The sequence below is a fragment of the Spirillospora sp. NPDC048819 genome, assembly GCF_040650055.1.
Classification (GTDB): Bacteria; Actinomycetota; Actinomycetes; order Streptosporangiales; family Streptosporangiaceae; genus Spirillospora.
The window spans coordinates 235,855-254,319 of record NZ_JBEZGN010000003.1 but is presented as its reverse complement, the minus strand read 5'-3'; the positions used below and the strand labels follow the sequence as shown (position 1 = coordinate 254,319).

The window sequence follows — 18,465 nt, the reverse complement described above, 5'->3', positions numbered from 1 at the left end:
GTAAAGCCCACGTTCACCCCGGCCCGAATACCGTGGAGGCGATCATCGCGCGCGAATCCCGCAGGAGTGAGCCCATGTCCGACCAGCGACGGCCCGCGGCCGAGGAGACCGGGCCCGGCGCCATCACCGTCCGCCCCATGCGGGCATCGGACGCCGACCAGGTACTGGCCATCTACCAGGCGGGCCTGGACACGGGCGAAGCGAGCTTCGAGACCACCGCCCCCACCTGGGCCGGCTTCGACGCCGCCCGGCTCCCGGCGCATCGCCACGTGGCCGTCGACGCCGCCACCGGCGAGATCGCCGGCTGGGTCGCCGTGTCCCCCGTCTCCAGCCGCCGCGTCTACGCCGGCGTCGTCGAGCACTCCGTCTACGTCCATCCGGGACGGCGGCAGCACGGCATCGGCGCCGCCCTGCTCCGGGCCCTCATCGACTCCACGGAGTCCGCCGGGATCTGGACCATCCAGACCGCCATCTTCCCGGAGAACTCCGCCAGCCTCGCGCTCCACGAGCGAGCGGGCTTCCGCATCGTCGGCACGCGAGAACGCATCGCCCGCCACCACGGCCGCTGGCGCGACGTCATCTTCCTGGAACGCCGCACCCCGACCGACCCGCCCCCCGAAACCAGCTCCCTGTAGTCCCGGGAATCCATGGCGCCCAGACGGCGGGGCGAATTCCGGGTGCCCGCCCACCGGCTCGTATGGAACCCTCGAACCCCACGGCGAGGAGAAGCGGATGAGAACCGGCGATCTTGAGACGCGCATGCGCTCCCGGGAGTGGTTCCACTCGATGAAGCTGCTCCCGGGCGCGTGGACCATCGTCCGCGTGGACGGACGCTCGTTCTCCCGCTACACCGAAGCCCGCTTCGACAAACCCTTCGACCCGCGCTTCTCCGAGCTGATGACCGGCACCGCACAAGCCCTGCTCACCGAACTCGGCGGCCGGTACGCCTATACCGAGAGCGACGAGATCTCCGTCGTGCTCGACCCGTCGTTCGACCTGTTCGGCCGCGAAATGGAGAAGCTCGTGTCCCTGTCGGCGGGGATCGCCACCGCGGCCTTCACCCACGCCGCGGGCGAACCGGCCGTCTTCGACGCACGCGTCTGGCTGGGCACCGACCTGGACGACGTCGTCGACTACCTGTCCTGGCGCCAGGCCGACGCGGCCCGCTGCGCCCTCAACGGCTGGTGCTACTGGACGCTCCGCGATGAGGGCCGGTCCGCCCGCCAGGCGAGCCGCGACCTGGAACGCACGTCGACCTCGGCCAAGAACGAACTGCTCTTCGCCCGCGGCGTCAACTTCAACGAGGTCCCCGCCTGGCAGCGGCGCGGCGTGGCCCTGTGGTGGGAGACCCACGAGAAGACCGGCCACGACCCCATCCGGAACGTCGACGTCACCGCCACCCGCCGCCACGTCCACATCGAACGCGACCTCCCCATGAAGACGCCCTACCGGGATCTCACCCGCACCCTCCTGACCGGCTGAGAGCGCGGCGGCTCGGCCCGGTCACCGGCCGGGTCCGGCGGTGAGTTCGGCGGCGAGCCGCTCGATGCGGCCGCGGATCTCGTCGCGGATGGGCCGGACGGCGTCCACGCCCTGGCCGGCGGGGTCGTCGAGTTCCCAGTCGAGGTAGCGCTTGCCGGGGAAGACGGGGCAGGTGTCGCCGCAGCCCATGGTGATGACGACGTCGGAGGCCTGGACGGCGTCGACGGTGAGGATCTTGGGCGTTTCGGCGGAGACGTCGATGCCCTCTTCGGCCATCGCCTGCACGACGGCGGGGTTGACCTGGTCGGCGGGGGCCGATCCGGCGGAGCGGACTTCGACCTTGTCGCCGGCGAGGTGGGTGAGGTAGGCGGCGGCCATCTGGGACCGTCCGGCGTTGTGGACGCAGACGAACAGGACGCTGGGCTTGTCGGGCATCAGGCTCCTCGCGGGTCGGGCGTGGTGAGGCGGCGGCGCAGCCACAGGGAGACGTACACCAGGGCGACCAGGACCGGGACTTCGATGAGCGGGCCGACCACGCCGGACAGGGCCTGGCCGGAGGTGACGCCGAAGGTGCCGATGGCCACCGCGATGGCCAGTTCGAAGTTGTTGCCGGCGGCGGTGAACGCCAGCGTCGCGGTCCGCGGGTAGGGCAGCCGGATCGCGTGGCCGAGGGCGAACGATCCGCCCCACATCAGCGTGAAGTAGACCAGCAGCGGCACTGCGATGCGGGCGACGTCGGCGGGCCGGCCGGTGATGGCGTCGCCTTGCAGGGCGAACAGGATGACGATGGTGAACAGCAGCCCGTACAGCGCGACCGGGCCGATGCGCGGAAGGAACCGGTTCTCGTACCAGTCGCGTCCGCGGGCCCTCTCCCCCGTGCGGCGGGTCAGGTACCCGGCCAGCAGCGGGACGCCGAGGAACACCAGCACGTTCACCACGATCGTGCCGGTGGAGAACTGCACCTCGTCGGTGGCCAGGCCGAGCCGGCCGGGCAGCACCTTGAGGTAGAACCAGCCCAGCGCACCGAACGCGATGACCTGGAAGACCGAGTTCAGAGCGACCAGGACGGCGGCGGCCTCGCGGTCACCGCAGGCCAGGTCGTTCCAGATGATGACCATCGCGATGCACCGGGCCAGCCCGACGATGATCAGCCCGGTGCGGTACTCGGGCAGGTCGGGCAGGAAGGTCCAGGCGAGCGCGAACATCACCGCCGGGCCGATCAGCCAGTTGAGCACCAGCGAGGACACCATGAGCCGGCGGTCGCCGGTGACGGTGTCGAGGCGGTCGTAGCGGACCTTGGCCAGCACCGGGTACATCATGACCAGCAGCCCCAGCCCGATCGGCACCGAGATGCCGCCGACCTCGACCTTGGACAGCGCGTCGTCCAGGCCGGGCACCGCGCGGCCGAGCCCGAGACCGGCCGCCATCGCGGCGATGATCCACACCGGCAGGAACCGGTCCAGTGTGGACAACCGGCCCGCCAGGCCGGACTCGGCGGCATCAGTCTGCGGCGCCGCCGGTTCGGTGGTGGTCACGGGCAGGGCCTCCTGATGTCGCCGCCACGAGTGGCGCGGGCCTTCGCCGCCAGTTCGCCGAGCCGCTCGGCCAGGGAGTCCAGGGCCTCGGGGCGCAGCCGGTAGTAGGTGAACCGGCCGCACGGCTCGGTCTCCACCAGCCCGGCGTCCTTCAGAACCCGCAGGTGGTTGGAGATGTTGGTCTGCCTGGCGCCGGTCTCCTCCACCAGGTGGCACGTGCACAGCGCCTCACCGGCGAGCAAGGTCACGATGCGCGCACGCAGCGGATCCGCCAGCACCCTCAATACATCAGTCTCAACTGACATCACCATGGAGTGATACGTTAGCAGCTCCCCGAACCGGTGCCCATCCACCTCTGGCCACGATCCAACTACACAACTACACAACTTTGTGTAATAGTGGCGCCATGGAGGCGAACGTCCACGGATGCGAACCGGCACTGCCGTCGGCCAAGGCGGGCAAGCCCGCCCTGGCGGACCGGCCGCTGATCTCGTCCGCACAGGCCGGGCGGCTCGTCGGCCTGTTCAAGGTGCTCGGCAACGACACGCGGCTGCGGCTGCTGCACGCGCTGCACCGGGACGGCGAAGTGCCGGCCGGCGAGCTGGCAGAGCAGGTGGGCATGCGCCCCCAGGCGGTCTCCAACCAGCTCCAGCGCCTGGCCGACCGGGGCATCGTGACCGCGCGGCGGGACGGCAACCGGATCTTCTACTCGATCGCCGACCCCTGCGTACCCGCCGTCCTGGACCTGGCGTTGTGTCTGACCGAGGAGACGGCGGTGGCCGGCGATGCGAACCCGTGAAACCCAGGTAACGGCCAAGCGGCACGCCCGCGTGGGCGCGAACCGCATCGCCTACCTGGACGTAGGCGACGGCCCGCCGGTACTGCTGCTGCACGGCTGCCCGTTCTCCTCGTTCGTCTGGCGCAACGTCATCGCCGAACTCCGCGGGCGGTTCCGGTGCCTGGCGCCCGACCTGCTCGGCCTCGGCGACACCGAGACCCCGCGTGGCGCCGACTGGCGGCTGCCCGCCCAGCTCGACGCCGTCCTCGGGCTGCTGGACCACCTCGGCCTGGAGCGGGTCACCGTGGTCGGGCACGACCAGGGCGGCGCGATAGCGCAGCTGATGGCCGCCGCACACCCCGGCCGGATCAGCGCACTGGTCCTGGCCGACGCGGAGGCCTACGACAACTGGCCCTCGGCCGACGAACGGCCGTTCGTGCGCGCCACCCAGATCCCCCTGCTCGGCCCGCTCGTGCTGTGGACGTGGTCGCGGCGCAGGGTGTTCCGGTGGGCGCTGGCGTCCGGCAAGGCCGTCCACGACCGGACGGCACTGACCGACGAACTGGTCGACGGCTACACCGCCGCCAACCTGTCCACCCGGCACCGCCGCGCCAAGACCCGCCGCTTCCTGGCCGCCCAGCTCGACCCCGCCAACCAGGCCTGCACCGGCACCGCCCTGGACGGCCTGCGCCGCTTCACGCGCCCGACCTTGATCATGTGGGGCGAACACGACGTGCACTTCCCGCCCCGCTGGGGCGAACGCCTGCACGCCGACATCCCCGGCGCCGTCCGCTTCGTCGTCCTGCCGGGCACCGGCCACCTGCTCATGGAGGAACAGCCCGGCCCGTTCGCCGCCGAGCTGACCCGGTTCCTCACGGATCTGGACGATTCCGCCGGTGAGGGGTGACCGGCGATGCTGCTGGAAGCCGTGATCGTCGTCCATATCGCCGCGGGCCTGACCGCCGTCATCGCCGGAGCCACCGCGGCGCTCGCCCCAAAACGCCCGGGTGCCCACCCTCGCGGCGGCAGGACGTACCTGCTGGCCCTGCTCGTCCTGGTCGCGACCGCGACCGGCATCGCGTTGGCCCGGCCGCACACCGCCTACCTGCTGGTCCTGGGCGCCCTGGCCCTCGCGGCCGCCGGGACGGGGTTCGCCGCACGGCGACGGCGGTGGCGCGGCTGGCCGCGTCACCACATCACCTCGATGGCGATCAGCTACATCGCCATGCTGACCGGCTTCTACGTCGACAACGGCCCCCGCCTGCCCCTATGGGAACTGCTGCCGCCGATCAGCTTCTGGTTCCTGCCCGCCGCGGTCGGCGTCCCTCTGCTGGTCCGCGCTCTGCGCCGCCACCCCGCCCGGCCCGCGTCGCCTGACCCGGGACGTGCCGCGGAGGCCGTTCATGACTGACCGGGCCGTGCCGTCAGTCCACGGTGGGCGGGCAGCAGCCGCGGAGGTAGTCCTGGAGTTCGGTCAGGGACTTCTCGACGGTGGGGACGTCGACGCGGTATCGGACCTCCTTGCCGACCCGGCGGGACGCCAGCAGGCCGCCGCGGCGGAGCAGGGCGAGCTGCTGCGAGGCGTTGGACTGGCCGATGCCCATGCGCTGGGCGACCGTGCCGACGGTGAGTTCGACGCCGCCGGCGAACAGTTCCATGAGCTGCTGGCGCTGTTCGCTGGCCAGGGCCTTGAGGAAGTCGCGCAGCTTGTCGCTGGGCTGGACCACGGCCGCCGCGCAGGACGGCCCGCCCACCTCGTCCGGCTGCGGCCCTGCCGTGGAGCCGGTCGTCGGCCCGGTCATGGTCGCCCCCTCTCCGCGATCGTCATCGTAGCTCAGACATCAACAAATTGACACATTATAAAGTATTGATATGTTGGCCCATTCCCGCGCGCCGCTGATCGCGCTGTGCGTCACCGAGATCACCAGCTGGGGCGTCCTCTACTACGCCTTCCCCGTCCTGGCCCCCGCGATCGCCCGCGACACCGGCTGGTCCACGTCCGCCACCACCGCCGCGTTCTCCGCCGCCCTCGTCGTCGCGGCCCTCGGCGGCATCCCCCTCGGCCGCGTCCTGGACCGGCGCGGCCCGCATGCCATCATGACCGGCGGCTCCGTCCTGGCCGTCCTCTCCGTCCTCGCGATCGCGGCCGCGCCCGGCCCGTGGGCCTTCGCCGCCGCATGGCTGCTCGCCGGGACCGCCATGACCGCCGTCCTCTACCAGCCCGCCTTCGCCGCCCTCACCCGCTACTACGCACCACGCCACGTCCCCGCGCTGACCACCCTCACCCTCGTCGCCGGGCTGGCCAGCACCGTCTTCGCACCCCTCACCGACGCCCTGGCCTCCCACCTGACCTGGCGCGGCACCTACCTCGTCCTCGCCGCGATCCTCGCCGCCGTCACGATCCCGCTTCACGCGATCGCCCTGCGCCGCCCCTGGCCACCCGGCACGCATACCCCGCACGGCGACCGGGCCGCGCCCGGCAACGTCGCCGCAGTCGCGCGCAGCCGCCCCTTCCTCCTGCTCACCGCCTCGCTCACCCTCTCCGCCTTCGCCATGTACGCCGTGATGATCAACCTCATCCCGCTGCTGACCGCACGCGGCGCCGGCGCGAGCACCGCAGCCTGGGCGCTGGGCCTCGGCGGCGTCGGGCAGGTCGCCGGACGCCTCTGCTACGGCCTCCTGACCCGCCGCACCGGCGTCCGCGCCCGCACCGTCTGGGTCCTCGGACTCTCCGCGGCCACCACCCTCGCCCTGGCCGTCCTGCCCGGCCCCATCGCCCTGCTCACCGCCATGGCCGTCCTTGCCGGAACCACCCGCGGCATCGCCACCCTCCTGCAGGCCACCGCCGTCTCCGACCGCTGGGGCACCACCGCCTACGGCGCGCTCTCCGGCATCCTCGCCGCGCCCATCACCACCGCCGCCGCCCTCTCCCCCTTCGCGGGCGCGGCCCTAGCCGCCGCGCTCGGCGGCTACCCCGCCCTCTTCGCCGTCCTCACCGGGACCGCGGCCCTGGCCGCCGTCCTCGCCGCGGGCAGCGTCCCCCGCAGGGATCGAACCCCGTGACGCCGATGTCCGTATGACTCGCCGAGGGAGCCCAGCCGGAACTCGAGATCCGGAGTTGCGGTGGACGGAGAGTCTGTGAAGGCGCGCGTCAGATGACCACGCCGGGCGATGCGGCGGCCGGCTCGGCGGACCCGTGGGTGCGGTTCCTCGCGGCACTCGAAACCGGATGCGGAACGTGCGGCGGCACGGGCAAGACCGTCCGCGAGGAGTGGCGCCTGTGGCACCGGCAGGCGGACGAACTGGTCAGAGTCGCCCAGGCCGCACGCCGGGCGGCGGACCTCAACCCGGACACGACCGCCTACCAGCACGTCCCCCACGGACCGGGCGGGCACGGACCGGGCGGGCAGGCGCCGGGCGGGCAGGCGCCGGGCGGGCAGGCGCCGGGCGGGCAGGCGCCGGGCGGGCAGGGACCGGCCGGACCCGCCGCCGAACCCTCCATCGTCGCCGCCATCGACCGGGCCATCGACGACCACATGAAGGCACGGCCGCAGGGCCCCGAGGAGGAGACCTGCCGGGCGTGCCGCGGCTGCGGGACGCTGCTGACGGCGGCCGGCCACCACCTCGCCGACCTCCTGGCCCGCCACGGCTTCGTCCGGGAAAAGTGAACGAAGGACCCCGCGTCCTGCGACGCCCCCCGGCCGCGGGGCGCCGTCGCCGTCAGCCGATCCAGCCGTTGGCGCGCGCCTGGTCGAGCGCCTGCTCCGCCTCCCGGTCGTCGAGCATCTCCAGACCGCGGACCGCCCAGAACCGCAACGACTCGTCCATGCCCTCCAACTGATCGCGGAACAGGCCGAGCGCCTTCGGCGACCGGGCCTCGGCGACGAGTTCCAGCAGCCAGCAGCGCAGGCCTTGGTCGTCCTCTGCCGTGAACTCCGCGATCAGCTCATCCACATAAGCATCGGCGTGCTCGCGAAGAAAGTCGAACGCGTCCTCCCGGACCTGCGTGTCACTCTTCCGCATGAGCTGCATGGCCTGCTCGAAACGCTGCCGCGACATACCCCGACCCTACGACCGCCCACCGACAGGCAACGCCCGGCGGCCTCGCTGGTGGGTACGGGCCCGGACGGGGTATGTCGCGGGAGATCACCAGGAGGCACCATGACGGTCACATCGTCCGCATCGTCCGTGCTGGGCGGCTTGGACACCGTACGGGAATGGCAGGAGGAGCTCTACCGGGATCTGCATCGGCACCCCGAGCTGTCCCATCAGGAACGGCGGACCGCCGGGAAGGTCGCCGAGCGGCTCGGCAAGGCCGGGTTCGACGTCCACCAGTTCGTCGGCGGCACCGGTGTGGTCGGGGTGCTGGGCAACGGCGACGGCCCCACGGTGCTGCTGCGCGCGGACATGGACGCCCTGCCGGTCAGGGAGGCGACCGGGCTGGCCTACGCCAGCACCGCCACGGCCACGGACTCCAGAGGCGACGAGGTACCGGTGGCCCATGCCTGCGGACACGATGTGCACGTGGCCTGCCTGCTGGGCGCCACGACGCTGCTGGCGGAGGCCCCCGGGCAATGGAGCGGGACCGTGGTCGCGCTGTTCCAACCGGCCGAGGAGACCGGCGACGGCGCCCGGGGAATGGTCGACGACGGTCTCGCCGACCTCATCCCGGCCCCGGACGTGGCGCTGGCCCAGCACGTCCTGCCCGCACCGGCCGGGCAGCTCGGCACCCGCGCCGGGCCGACCCTGTCGGCCGCCGACAGCATGCGGATCACCCTGCACGGGCACGGTGGGCACGGCTCGATGCCGCACGCGACGGTCGATCCGGTGGTGCTGGCGGCGATGATCGTGATCCGGCTGCAGACCGTCATCTCCCGCGAGACCCCGCCCGGGGAGACCGCGGTGCTGACGGTCGGCAGCATCCAAGCGGGGACGGCGAGCAACGTCATCCCCGACACGGCGGTACTCCAGCTCAACCTGCGCTGCTACAGCGAGCAGACCAGGCGCCGGATCCTGGACGCGATACGCCGCATCGTCATCGCCGAGTGCGACGCCTCGGCCTGCCCTCAGGAGCCGGAGTTCGAGCTGTTCGGGCGTTTCCCTCTGACGAACAACGATCCCGCTGCGACCGACAGGGTGGCGCGGGCGTTCGCCGACGTCTTCGGCGAGAGGTCGCAGCCGATGGGCCCGCAGACCGCGAGCGAGGACTTCAGCGACATCCCGTCCGCCCTGGGTGTGCCCTACACCTACTGGGGGCTCGGCGGCGTCGACCCCGACGCCTACCACCGGGCCGAGGCCGCCGGCCGCATCAACCAGGACGTCCCGGTGAACCATTCACCGAAGTTCGCTCCCGTCATCCAGCCCACGCTGGACGCCGGGACTGAGGCGCTGGTCGTCGCCGCCCTGGCCTGGCTGGCCCCCTGACTCAGTGCCGGTCGGCGGGGTCCGGCTCGGGCGGATCGGTGCCGGGGCCTCTCCACGGCGGACCCGGTGCGTTGAGTTCAAGGTGGACGCCGAGCATCCGGATGGTGAAGCAGACCGCCGCGGCGCCCAGCGCTGCGGGCAGGCCGTAAACGTCCAGCTGAGTGGTCGCGACCGTGATCCCGGCCGCGACCAGGGCCGGAATCGCGTACAGGTCGCTGCGCAGCACCGATGGGATCCGTCCGATGAGGATGTCCCGGATCGTGCCCCCGCCCACCCCGGTGACCACACCCAGCGCCAGCGCTGGCCCGATCCCCAGCCCGTGGGTCAGTGCCTTGCTCGCCCCGATGACCGCGAACGTGCTCAACCCGATCGCGTCCAACACCGTGATCGGCCCCTCCAGCCGATCCAGGAACCGGCTGAACGCGAACGCGAGCAGACCTCCGACCGAGGCGAGGGCGAAGTAGCGCCAGTCCACGAACGTGGCGGGCGGGAACGAACCGATGATGACGTCCCGGATGACCCCGCCGCCCAACGCCGTGATCATCCCGAGGGCCACGACGCCGACCACGTCGAGCTGCACCGCGCGCACCGCCGTCAGCGCCCCGTTCAGCCCGAAGGCGAAGGTGCCGGTCAGATCCAGCGCGAGCAGCAGGGGCGATTGGGTGGCCATCCCTCCTGACTACCACGAGCCGGAATCGCGACGGCCGCCGAACCCGCGCCGCAAGGGATCAGCGGAGGTACCGGTGGACGGCGCGGCGGATCTGCCCGGACGTCATCAGGTCGGTCGACAGGGCGCTGTGCAGGACGAGTCCCTCGATGAGCGCGTCGACCTCCCGGGCGGTCGCGGCGTCGAAGTGGCGCTCCAGCGCCCGGCGGCTGCGCGCCATCCACGCCTGCGTGACGGCCTTCAGTGCCGGGTTGCGCGCCGCGGCCGCGTACAGCTCCACGGTGAGGACGAGGTCGTGCCGTGAGCCGAGCAGGTCGTCCGACACCAGCGTGATGACGGCCTCGACCGCCTCCGCCCGGTTCCGTGCGGCGCTCAGACGCTCGTCGAAGACGCGGGCCACCGACTCGGCATGCCGCGTGAACGCCTCGGCGAGCACTTCGTCCAGGGACGTGAAGTGGTAGGTCATCGAGCCCAGCGGGACGTCCGCGGCGCGGGCGATCTCCCGGTGCGTCGTCCCGGCGACGCCGCGCTCGGCGATGACGGTGAGCGCGGCGTCGATCAGCCGGTCGCGCCGTCCGGGGTCGTGCCGGCGTGGCCGACGCGGGGCGGGCGACGGTGACCGCGTGCCGCTCATGCCCCGTCGGCCTCGATCGTGCGGACCACGCGGGCGGGACTGCCCACCGCGACGACGTTCGCCGGCAGATCCCGGGTGACCACCGCGCCGGCGCCGACGACGGTGTTCTCCCCGATCGTGACCCCGCCCAGGACGATCGCCCCGCCGCCCAGCCACACGTTGTCACCGATGGCGATCGGTTCCGCGGCCTCCCACTTCGCCCGCCGAAGCCCTGGATCCACCGGATGCGTCGGGGTGAGCAGCTGCACGTTCGGACCGATCTGCACGTCGTCGCCGATGGTGATCGGCGCGACGTCCAGAGCGACGAGACCGAAGTTGGCGAACGACCGTGCGCCGACGCGGATGTGGGCGCCGTAGTCGACGCGCAGCGGCGCCCGGATCTCCGTGTCCTCGCCGACCGCGCCGAGCAACGCGGAGAGCAGCCGGCGGCGCTTCCGCGGATCACGGGCCGACGTCGAGTTGAACGCCTCCATCAGATCCATGGCCCGCAGGCTGAGTTCGGCCAGCTCCGGGTCATCGGCGATGTACGGGTCACCGGCGAGCATCCGCTCGCGCATCGAGCGACCATCCGGATCGGCAGCCATATGTACCAGCGTACACATGCTTGGGCACCGATGCCGGGGGGCAGAATGCCGTACATGACTCGGACTGTGAATCTGCCCGGTGGCGCTGCGCTGCCGTTGATCGGTTTCGGAACCTGGGAGCTGCAGCCCAAGACGACCTACGAGTCGGTGCGCGCGGCACTGGAGATCGGCTACCGGCACATCGACACCGCGACCCTGTATCGGAACGAGGCGGACGTCGGCAGAGCCGTGAAGGACGACGGCGTGGACCGGGACCAGGTCTTCATCACCACCAAGCTGCGCCCGAAGGACGCCCGGCATGCCCGGCGCACCCTGGAGTCGAGCCTGCGGCTGCTCGACACCGGCTACGTGGACCTCTGGCTGATCCACTGGCCGACCGGCGAGGAGGAGTTCGTGTCGACGTGGCAGGAACTGCTGTCCGCACGGGACGCAGGCCTGGTCCGCAATGTCGGGGTCAGCAACTACAGCCCTGCGCAGATCGACCGCCTGACCGAGGCCACCGGAGAGCAGCCGGCCGTCAACCAGATCCCGTGGAGTCCGGGGCAGCACGACCCCGACCTGCTGGAGGAGCACCGTCGCCGCGGCGTTGTCGTGGAGGGCTACAGCGGGCTGAAGAACACTGATCTGCGCGATCCGGTCCTGACCGAGATCGCTCAGCGGCACGGAGCCACGCCCGCCCAGATCGTCCTCCGCTGGCATCTGGAGCACGACATCGTGATCCTCCCCCGGTCCTCGCGCCGCGAGCACATAGCCGCCAACTTCGACCTGGACGGCTTCGGCCTCACAAAGGAAGACGTCACCGCGATCGACACCTTGGCCCGAACCGGCTGACCGAGGCCGGCCGTGTACTGAAGCAGACCTCCGAACTCGCAATGACGAGTCGGTGAAAGGCGTGTCCAATCGCGCAGATCCACGACCCTGTTCAGCCAGAGTGCACGAAAACGGGAGCCTGAACACGCAGACTTTGTCAACCATGTCGTAATCGCCGCGAATGCGCGCCGAATTACGTCATAGCCGGTGACGCCGGGCACGATGCGCAGTATTATCGCGCCTGGTCGTCAGTCGTCTGACCTGCCCAGCCCGGTCCTCCGTTCGCTTCCGCAGAGATCAGCGACGTGGTGATCTCTCTCGCCAATGCGAATTCGGACTACGCCTGCCCGCGTCGGTTGACGGACGGTCCCCGAAGGCCCACTGGGCGCTACTACGTGACGGAGCGGGCTGTTGATCGACGACGTCCTCGACTCGACTCCGGAACGGGAGGAGCCGGCCGCCGGATCGCCCGCGGCGGCGATCGGCCGCGCGACCTTGGGGTCCCGGCTCTCGGCGACGTTACCGGCGGGACTGGTCGGCCGCCTCGTGCGGGCGGTCTATCCGCGGCTTGAGCCCGAGTTGGGGCGGCTGCCCGAGTACGTGCCGGCCGGGGGCACCGCGGTCGACGTCGGGGGTTGGTTCGGTCCGTGGACGCGGCGCCTGGCGGGCCGGGCGGACCGGGTGGTGACCATCGAGGCCGATCCGCACCTGGCCGCGCTGCTGCGCCGCACGTTCCCGAGGGTCGAGGTAGTGCAGGCCGCCGCGTCCGACGAGTGCGGCGAGATCGACCTGTGGATCCCCGACGGCGGTGCCCTGGCCGGAGTCTCCTCGGTATCGGGCCGCACCGGCCGTCCCGTGAGCGTCGCCCGGGTCACCGTGGACAGCCTGGGGCTCACCGACGTCCGCTTCATGAAGCTCGACGTCGAGGGGCACGAACTGAACGCGCTGCTCGGCGCCGGTGAGACCATCGCGCGCGACCGGCCCACCCTGCTGGTCGAGGTGGAGGAGCGGCACGGGCAGATGCCGGACGTGATCGCCCTGATGCGGAGCTGGAGCTACACCGGCCACGTGCTCCTGGACTCCGGCTGGACACCGCTGGCCGATTTCGACCTCACCGCCCACCAGCGCGACACGGTGCACGAACTGAACCGCGGTTTTGTCAGCCGAATGCTGCGGCCCGGCAGGCGCTACATCAACTCCGTCCTGTTCACCAGCGGACCCCGCCCGCCGTCCCCCACGACGCACGGCTGAGCGCGCGAGGCACCGGCCGAGGGCCATAACTACCCCTACCCTGTATAAGTTTTCGATCTCCCGCAGGTCGGCGCCTCCGCCCGGCGGGCGCTGACGCACCTCGCCATCCGAGGTCAACGCGTCCGCCAGAGCCACCCAACCCACATCTGAGAGCAGCCAGGGGTTGCCGTTTCGGCACTACCCCCCTAGGGTATGGACCTCTCATTGATACCCCCCAGGTGTATAAGGAAGGTGACGCTCATGTCCCGCACGACAGCTCCCCCGGCCTCACGTCGCTGGTGGGCGCTCGCCCTCATCGCCCTCGCCCAGTTCATGGTGATCATGGACACGTCGATCATCGGGGTGGCCCTCCCCCGCATCCAGGAGGACCTCGGGTTCTCCCAGGAGAACCTGTCGTGGGTGTTCAACGCCTACGTCATCGCCCTGGGCGGCCTGCTGCTGCTCGGCGGCCGGCTGTCGGACCTGTTCGGCGCCCGGACGATGTTCGGCACCGGCTGGCTCATCCTGCTCGCCGGCTCCGCCATGGCCGGGGCCGCCGGCGACGTGGGCGTCGAACTCGCCGGACGCGCCGTCCAGGGCGCCGGTGCGGCGCTCATCGCACCGGCGGCGCTGACGCTGCTGATGATGCTGTTCGGGTCCGAGCCCCGCGAGCTCACCAAAGCACTGGCCCTGTACGGCGCCGCCGCTCCCGCCGGCGGAACCGCCGGCGTCTTCCTCGGCGGCGTCATCACCGAGTACGCCTCCTGGCCCTGGGTCTTCTACATCAACATCCCCATCGCCCTCATCGCGCTGGCCGCCGCACCGTTCCTGATGCCCGGCGGCGGCGGGGCACGGGGCTCGGTCGACCTGGTCGGCGCCGTCACCGTCACCCTTGGACTCGGCACCACCGTGTACGCGATCGTGCGCGCGCCCGAGGTCGGCTGGGGCTCGGCCGAAACCTGGACCGTGATCGCGGCCGGGATCGTGCTGCTCGCGGCGTTCCTGTGGATCCAGTCCGCCCGACGGCAGCCGCTGATGCCGCTGTCGATCTTCCGCGCGCCGAACCTGGGCGCCGCCAACCTGGCCCAGCTGCTGCTCGGCGCGGCGTGGATCCCGATGTGGTTCTTCCTCAACCTCTACCTGCAGCAGGTCCTGGACTACAGCGCCTTCCCCTCCGGAGCCGCCCTGCTGCCGATGACCGTGCTGATCATGCTCGGAATGATCGTCCTGGCCCCACGCGTCATCAACCGTTTCGGCCCCAAGGCCGTCACCGTCGCCGGGCTGGCCGTGCTGGCCGTCGGAATGGGCTGGCTGTCACTGATCCGTTCCGACGGCACGTTCTGGATCGACGTACTGCCCGCCTCGCTGGTCGCCGCGCTGGGCATGTCGCTGGCCTTCATCCCCTCGCTGGGCACGGCGATCTCCGCCGCCCGTCCCGAGGAGGGGGGCCTGGCGTCCGGCATCGTCAACACCGGCTACCAGGTCGGCTCCGCGCTCGGCCTGGCCGCCATGACCGCCATCGCCACCGCCAACGGCGCCGACCGCCTCGGCGACCTGCCCGCACTCACCGACGGCTTCTCCGCCGCCTTCATGGGCGCCGGCCTGATCGCCCTCACCGGAGCCGTCCTGGCCGCCGCCACCCTGCGCACCCCCCGCCCGGAGCCGGGAACCGCGACCTTGGCCGACGACCGTGAGACGACCCGCAGACGCTGAGACAAACCACGAACGAATGGCACAGCCGAGCTTCAAAGGAATTCCGCGCGGCGCCGCCGGACGCTCTACCCGGCGGCGCGGCCGCTACGCCCTTCAGACCCGCACCCGAACAGAATCCAAGGCGACACCATGCGAAATCTGCACACACTCGCCCCCGCCGACGCCCCGGCCAAATCCAGGGAACTCCTCACCGACATCATCGACCGCCACGGTTCCGCCGGGGACATGATCAGCACCATGGCCCATTCTCCCGCCCTGCTCCAGGGCTACCTGGACTTCTCCCGGGCGATGAAACGCGCCAAGCTGCCGCGCCCGTTGAGCGAGAAGCTCTCCCTCGCGGCACAGGAATGGATCGGTTGCGGCACATGCCTGGCGGCGCACACCGACGCCGCACGATCGGCCGGCCTGACCGAAACCGACATCGCCCTGGCCCGTCAAGGCACCTCGACCGACGCCCGCGAAGCCGCACTCATCGAATACGCGCTCCGCGTCCTGACCGAGCCATCGTCCATCACCAACGACGACGTGACCGCGCTACGCGAACACCAATGGAGCGACCGGATCATCGCCGAGGTCGTCGGCCTGGTCACTCTCAACATGCTCACAGGCGCCTTCAACCTCATCGCCGGAATCCAACCACCCACAGACGCTGAATGAAACCGGCCGACCCTAGCCTGCCGCTCCTCTGGTTCCACACACGTCGCCGACAGTTGATCCATACTGCTCTGACGGCGTTGTCGGCGATGAGGGATGGCTGGAGGTCTTCACCACAAACGAGAACGGTGCGCTGGCCGTCGTTCAGGTGTCAGGCCCGGACTACGGATCGCACATCCTCGACGCGCTCAATTTTCCCGCTGACGAGGACGATCCGGGTGACGTGATCGAGGTGCGCAGCGGGGAACTCGCGCTGTTCAGTGCGGCAGCCGACGGCGCGGGCGCACACGCCACCGAGTTGTTGCCGGCTACCCCAGGGCCGTTTCCTGCCTCAAGACCACCGATGACGCCGGGGCTCGATCCGGGCCTCGTCCTCCCCATGATCCGAGGCAAGTACATGCTGCGTGTGCGGTGGTACACCGAACTCGGTGACGACGCCTGCTTCGCCCGATGGCTCCTCCTGCCCGTGGTCGCCCTAGTTGGCGCGCCATGCCCGGGCCGCGAACCATGAGGCGGTGTTCGGGCTGCTCTTCCGCCTCACCGCCGAAGGCCGCGATGTTCGCCGGGGAGGCAGACGACCTCGACCTCTTGGGGGGCGTTGTTGGCGAAGCCGCCGCGATTCCAGGCTTGGCCGTCCGGCTGCACGTTGCCCGCTTCGTCCGTGGCCCGTGCCGACAGCAGGTGGCGGCCGGGGGACGGTGACCAGTCAATGGTCCAGGAGCGCCAGGCCCACGGTCCACCGTCGCCCTCGTCGAGGGCGGCCGGTGCCCATGATCGGCCGCCATCGGTGCTGACCTCGACGGCGTTCACCGGTGCGCGACCAGACCAGGCCCTGCCTTGGAGTGTGATCGGCGCAGGCCGGACGATCCGTCGCCGGGACATGAAGTCGGGGAAACCCGGCGGGATCAGCAGTGCACGCGGTTCGATCCGCGTCACCGCCTCTCCCTCCTCGCCGGCGTCCTGACGGAGGCGGTAGGCGACAGTCTGCTGGAAACCGGTGAACGGCCGGTCCACAGCCGTGATTCGCGTGAGCCACTTGACGTGCGCCATGCCGTACCAGCCCGGTACGACCAGGCGCAGCGGGTGCCCGTGCTGAGCGGGCAGGGGTGCGCCGTTCATCTCGTAGGCGAGGATCGTGTCCTCGGCCATGACCTCGGAGACGGGGAGGCTGCGCTGATAATCCTGCTCCACGCCGCGTTCAACACCGTGATCCGCACCGGTGAAGACCAGCTCGACGGCCGACCGGTCCAGACCGGCCAATGCGAGGACCTCACGAAGGGGAACGCCGGTCCAGTCTGCTGTACCCACCGCCTCGACGATCCAGGGCTGGCTGACCGGCCGCGGCGTGAGGCGAGCCCGCCCGTTCCCGGCACATTCCATGGTCACCCGCACCGTGCGGCTCGGCATCCCGCGCAGCGCGTCGATGTCCAACGCCAGCGGCCGACCGACGGACCCCCCGACATCGAGCAGGACGGACGAACTCGCCGTGATGTACAGCGGCCAGATCGTCGAGTCGGGCCCCACCGCCGCGGTCCTCGATGCGCCACTGATGCCGTACACCGCGGCACTCCTGCAGTCGACGCCGAGCGTGGACAAGCCGGCGGGAGGCCGGCTCCCCACGATCCCCGGCGAGCCGCTGCCGCCGGAGCGCCGTCTGACAGGGTGCCGTTTCGCGTCCCGATGCCGCTACGCCATCGAAAGATGCCTCACCGCCGAGCCACCCCTGGCGACCACCGCCGGCGGACGCAGTCACCGATGCCATCTGCCGCTGGACGGGCCCGCGGCGTCCGAGGCCCTCGCCGCGAATCTCGCGCGAGGGCATACGGCGGCCGGCCTGCCGGTGGCCGAAACCGACGTCGCGAGAGGAGCCTGACGATGGCGGGCACGGGAAAGGCCCACTTGAGGGCCACCGGAGCAGTACTGCGCGCCGAGGACCTCGTCGTCGAGTTCCCGCTGCGCGGGGGCAAGCGCGTCCACGCCGTCTCGGGCGTCGATTTCGACCTCCTGCCCGGTGAGACGCTCGCGTTGGTCGGCGAGTCCGGATCCGGTAAGTCGACCATCGCGAAGGCCATCGTCCAGTTGGAGAAGCCGACGGCGGGACACGTGCTTTTCGAGGGCGATGACCTGACCGGGCTCCGGGCCGGCGCCCTGCGGCAGGTCCGGTCGCGCCTGCAGATGGTGTTCCAGGACCCGGTCGCCTCGCTCAACCCGTGGCGGGAGGTCCTCGACATCATCGCGGAGCCGCTGCAGATCTGGGGCCGGGGCACCCGCCGGGAGCAGCGGGAGGCGGCGCGCACCGCCATGCGCTCCGTGGGACTGGATCCCGAAACGATCGGCAGGCGCCACGCGTCCGAGCTCTCCGGGGGCCAATGCCAGCGCGTCTCGATCGCTCGCGCACTCATGCTGGAGCCGCGGGTCGTCATCTGCGACGAGCCGGTCGCGGCGCTCGACGTCTCGGTGCAGGCCCAGATCCTCAATCTGCTCAGTGACCTGAAGACGCAGTTGAGCCTGTCGATGCTGTTCATCAGCCATGACCTCGCGGTCGTGAGGATGGTGAGCGACCGTGTGATGGTCATGTACCTCGGCAAGATCTGCGAAGTGGCCTCCGCCGCGAGCTTGTACGAGGCTCCCGGCCACCCCTACACCGCCATGCTGCTGAGTTCCATCCCACGCCTTGGAAAGGCGTCAACAGCTCCCCGGTACGGCCTCGGCACCGAGATCCCTTCGCCCGTCGACCCGCCATCGGGCTGCCGCTTCCGCACTCGATGTCCACTGGCAACCGCCCGCTGCGCAAACGAAGAGCCCGTCCTGCGAGAGATCGCTGACGATCATTACGTCGCCTGCCACCATGCGGACACGCCGATCCCGAGCAAGACTGACGCACGTCCCCCAGCGGTGCTCCTGCCCTGACGACGAACCCATGTCGGCGGTGTTGGGCGAGGCCTGACCGGCGG

At 70.9% G+C, this 18,465-nt stretch carries 24 protein-coding genes; 15 read left to right on the top strand and 9 right to left on the bottom strand.

Annotated elements, in window-relative coordinates; genetic code table 11:
• Positions 1–74: 74 nt before the first annotated feature.
• Entirely contained in the window at positions 75–635 is a 561-nt protein-coding gene (locus AB0C35_RS07090; protein WP_358451528.1) for an N-acetyltransferase family protein, read from the top strand.
• 97 nt (positions 636–732) lie between these two features.
• Positions 733–1,482: a tRNA(His) guanylyltransferase Thg1 family protein gene (locus AB0C35_RS07085; RefSeq protein ID WP_358451527.1), complete on the top strand. Its 750-nt coding sequence runs from the start codon at positions 733–735 to the stop codon at positions 1,480–1,482.
• Positions 1,483–1,503: 21 nt separating this feature from the next.
• Here the strand turns inward: AB0C35_RS07085 and AB0C35_RS07080 are convergent, their stop codons facing one another.
• The 3 genes from AB0C35_RS07080 to AB0C35_RS07070 are packed head-to-tail and all read right to left on the bottom strand — an operon-like array spanning position 1,504 to position 3,301.
• Positions 1,504–1,917, bottom strand: a complete 414-nt coding sequence (locus AB0C35_RS07080) for an arsenate reductase ArsC (protein WP_358451526.1) — start codon at positions 1,915–1,917, stop codon at positions 1,504–1,506.
• Positions 1,917–3,017, bottom strand: a complete 1,101-nt coding sequence (gene arsB, locus AB0C35_RS07075) for an ACR3 family arsenite efflux transporter (protein WP_358451525.1) — start codon at positions 3,015–3,017, stop codon at positions 1,917–1,919. The genes AB0C35_RS07080 and arsB overlap by 1 nt, the downstream gene beginning before the upstream one ends.
• Positions 3,014–3,301, bottom strand: a complete 288-nt coding sequence (locus AB0C35_RS07070) for a metalloregulator ArsR/SmtB family transcription factor (protein WP_358451524.1) — start codon at positions 3,299–3,301, stop codon at positions 3,014–3,016. Before AB0C35_RS07070 ends, arsB begins: the two co-directional genes overlap by 4 nt.
• Positions 3,302–3,423: 122 nt before the next feature.
• On the opposite strand from AB0C35_RS07070, the gene AB0C35_RS07065 reads away from it, so the two are divergent.
• From AB0C35_RS07065 to AB0C35_RS07055, 3 genes are read left to right on the top strand one after another with little or no spacing between them, the layout of a single operon-like run.
• Positions 3,424–3,816, top strand: coding sequence for a metalloregulator ArsR/SmtB family transcription factor (locus AB0C35_RS07065; protein ID WP_358451523.1), 393 nt, complete (start codon positions 3,424–3,426; stop codon positions 3,814–3,816).
• Positions 3,803–4,702 carry an alpha/beta hydrolase gene (locus AB0C35_RS07060; protein WP_358451522.1) on the top strand — a complete coding sequence of 300 codons (900 nt, stop codon included), beginning with the start codon at positions 3,803–3,805 and terminating at the stop codon, positions 4,700–4,702. The genes AB0C35_RS07065 and AB0C35_RS07060 overlap by 14 nt, the downstream gene beginning before the upstream one ends.
• A 6-nt stretch (positions 4,703–4,708) precedes the next feature.
• Positions 4,709–5,206, top strand: coding sequence for a hypothetical protein (locus tag AB0C35_RS07055; protein ID WP_358451521.1), 498 nt, complete (start codon positions 4,709–4,711; stop codon positions 5,204–5,206).
• Positions 5,207–5,219: 13 nt separating this feature from the next.
• Here the strand turns inward: AB0C35_RS07055 and AB0C35_RS07050 are convergent, their stop codons facing one another.
• Positions 5,220–5,597 (bottom strand): metalloregulator ArsR/SmtB family transcription factor, encoded by a 378-nt coding sequence (locus tag AB0C35_RS07050; protein ID WP_358451520.1) that lies wholly within the window; start codon positions 5,595–5,597, stop codon positions 5,220–5,222.
• Between the two features lie 70 nt (positions 5,598–5,667).
• Here AB0C35_RS07050 and AB0C35_RS07045 point away from each other — a divergent pair, with 70 nt between their 5' ends.
• Positions 5,668–6,858 (top strand): MFS transporter, encoded by a 1,191-nt coding sequence (locus tag AB0C35_RS07045; protein ID WP_358451519.1) that lies wholly within the window; start codon positions 5,668–5,670, stop codon positions 6,856–6,858.
• A gap of 92 nt (positions 6,859–6,950) precedes the next feature.
• Entirely contained in the window at positions 6,951–7,463 is a 513-nt protein-coding gene (locus AB0C35_RS07040; RefSeq protein ID WP_358451518.1) for a hypothetical protein, read from the top strand.
• 52 nt (positions 7,464–7,515) lie between these two features.
• Here the strand turns inward: AB0C35_RS07040 and AB0C35_RS07035 are convergent, their stop codons facing one another.
• Positions 7,516–7,854 (bottom strand): hypothetical protein, encoded by a 339-nt coding sequence (locus tag AB0C35_RS07035; protein ID WP_358451517.1) that lies wholly within the window; start codon positions 7,852–7,854, stop codon positions 7,516–7,518.
• Positions 7,855–7,956: 102 nt separating this feature from the next.
• On the opposite strand from AB0C35_RS07035, the gene AB0C35_RS07030 reads away from it, so the two are divergent.
• On the top strand, positions 7,957–9,219 hold the full coding sequence (locus AB0C35_RS07030) for an amidohydrolase (RefSeq protein ID WP_358451516.1): 1,263 nt from the start codon (positions 7,957–7,959) through the stop codon (positions 9,217–9,219).
• 1 nt (position 9,220) lies between these two features.
• On the opposite strand, the gene AB0C35_RS07025 is transcribed toward AB0C35_RS07030, so the two are convergent.
• From AB0C35_RS07025 to AB0C35_RS07015, 3 genes are read right to left on the bottom strand one after another with little or no spacing between them, the layout of a single operon-like run.
• Positions 9,221–9,889 carry a TRIC cation channel family protein gene (locus AB0C35_RS07025; RefSeq protein WP_358451514.1) on the bottom strand — a complete coding sequence of 223 codons (669 nt, stop codon included), beginning with the start codon at positions 9,887–9,889 and terminating at the stop codon, positions 9,221–9,223.
• Positions 9,890–9,947: 58 nt separating this feature from the next.
• Positions 9,948–10,520, bottom strand: coding sequence for a TetR family transcriptional regulator (locus AB0C35_RS07020; protein WP_358451512.1), 573 nt, complete (start codon positions 10,518–10,520; stop codon positions 9,948–9,950).
• The gene (locus tag AB0C35_RS07015) at positions 10,517–11,104 is read right to left on the bottom strand and encodes a sugar O-acetyltransferase (protein ID WP_358451510.1); all 588 of its coding nucleotides are present in this window, start codon (positions 11,102–11,104) and stop codon (positions 10,517–10,519) included. The genes AB0C35_RS07020 and AB0C35_RS07015 overlap by 4 nt, the downstream gene beginning before the upstream one ends.
• 54 nt (positions 11,105–11,158) lie before the next feature.
• On the opposite strand from AB0C35_RS07015, the gene AB0C35_RS07010 reads away from it, so the two are divergent.
• The 5 genes from AB0C35_RS07010 (at position 11,159) to AB0C35_RS06990 (ending at position 16,022) form a co-directional block, all read left to right on the top strand.
• Positions 11,159–11,935 carry an aldo/keto reductase gene (locus AB0C35_RS07010; RefSeq protein WP_358451508.1) on the top strand — a complete coding sequence of 259 codons (777 nt, stop codon included), beginning with the start codon at positions 11,159–11,161 and terminating at the stop codon, positions 11,933–11,935.
• Between the two features lie 390 nt (positions 11,936–12,325).
• Positions 12,326–13,165: an FkbM family methyltransferase gene (locus tag AB0C35_RS07005; protein ID WP_358451506.1), complete on the top strand. Its 840-nt coding sequence runs from the start codon at positions 12,326–12,328 to the stop codon at positions 13,163–13,165.
• Between the two features lie 240 nt (positions 13,166–13,405).
• Positions 13,406–14,857, top strand: a complete 1,452-nt coding sequence (locus AB0C35_RS07000; RefSeq protein WP_358451504.1) for an MFS transporter — start codon at positions 13,406–13,408, stop codon at positions 14,855–14,857.
• Between the two features lie 129 nt (positions 14,858–14,986).
• Positions 14,987–15,514, top strand: coding sequence for a carboxymuconolactone decarboxylase family protein (locus AB0C35_RS06995; protein ID WP_358451502.1), 528 nt, complete (start codon positions 14,987–14,989; stop codon positions 15,512–15,514).
• 145 nt (positions 15,515–15,659) lie between these two features.
• A complete protein-coding gene (locus AB0C35_RS06990; RefSeq protein ID WP_358451500.1) occupies positions 15,660–16,022 on the top strand; it encodes a hypothetical protein in 363 nt (120 codons plus the stop codon).
• A gap of 26 nt (positions 16,023–16,048) precedes the next feature.
• Here the strand turns inward: AB0C35_RS06990 and AB0C35_RS06985 are convergent, their stop codons facing one another.
• Positions 16,049–16,942, bottom strand: a complete 894-nt coding sequence (locus AB0C35_RS06985; RefSeq protein ID WP_358451498.1) for a sulfite oxidase — start codon at positions 16,940–16,942, stop codon at positions 16,049–16,051.
• On the opposite strand from AB0C35_RS06985, the gene AB0C35_RS06980 reads away from it, so the two are divergent.
• Positions 16,890–17,384, top strand: a complete 495-nt coding sequence (locus AB0C35_RS06980; RefSeq protein WP_358451496.1) for an oligopeptide/dipeptide ABC transporter ATP-binding protein — start codon at positions 16,890–16,892, stop codon at positions 17,382–17,384. The two genes, AB0C35_RS06985 and AB0C35_RS06980, sit on opposite strands and share 53 nt — an antisense overlap.
• A 2-nt stretch (positions 17,385–17,386) precedes the next feature.
• On the top strand, positions 17,387–18,421 hold the full coding sequence (locus tag AB0C35_RS06975) for an oligopeptide/dipeptide ABC transporter ATP-binding protein (RefSeq protein WP_358451494.1): 1,035 nt from the start codon (positions 17,387–17,389) through the stop codon (positions 18,419–18,421).
• Positions 18,422–18,465: the final 44 nt, after the last annotated feature.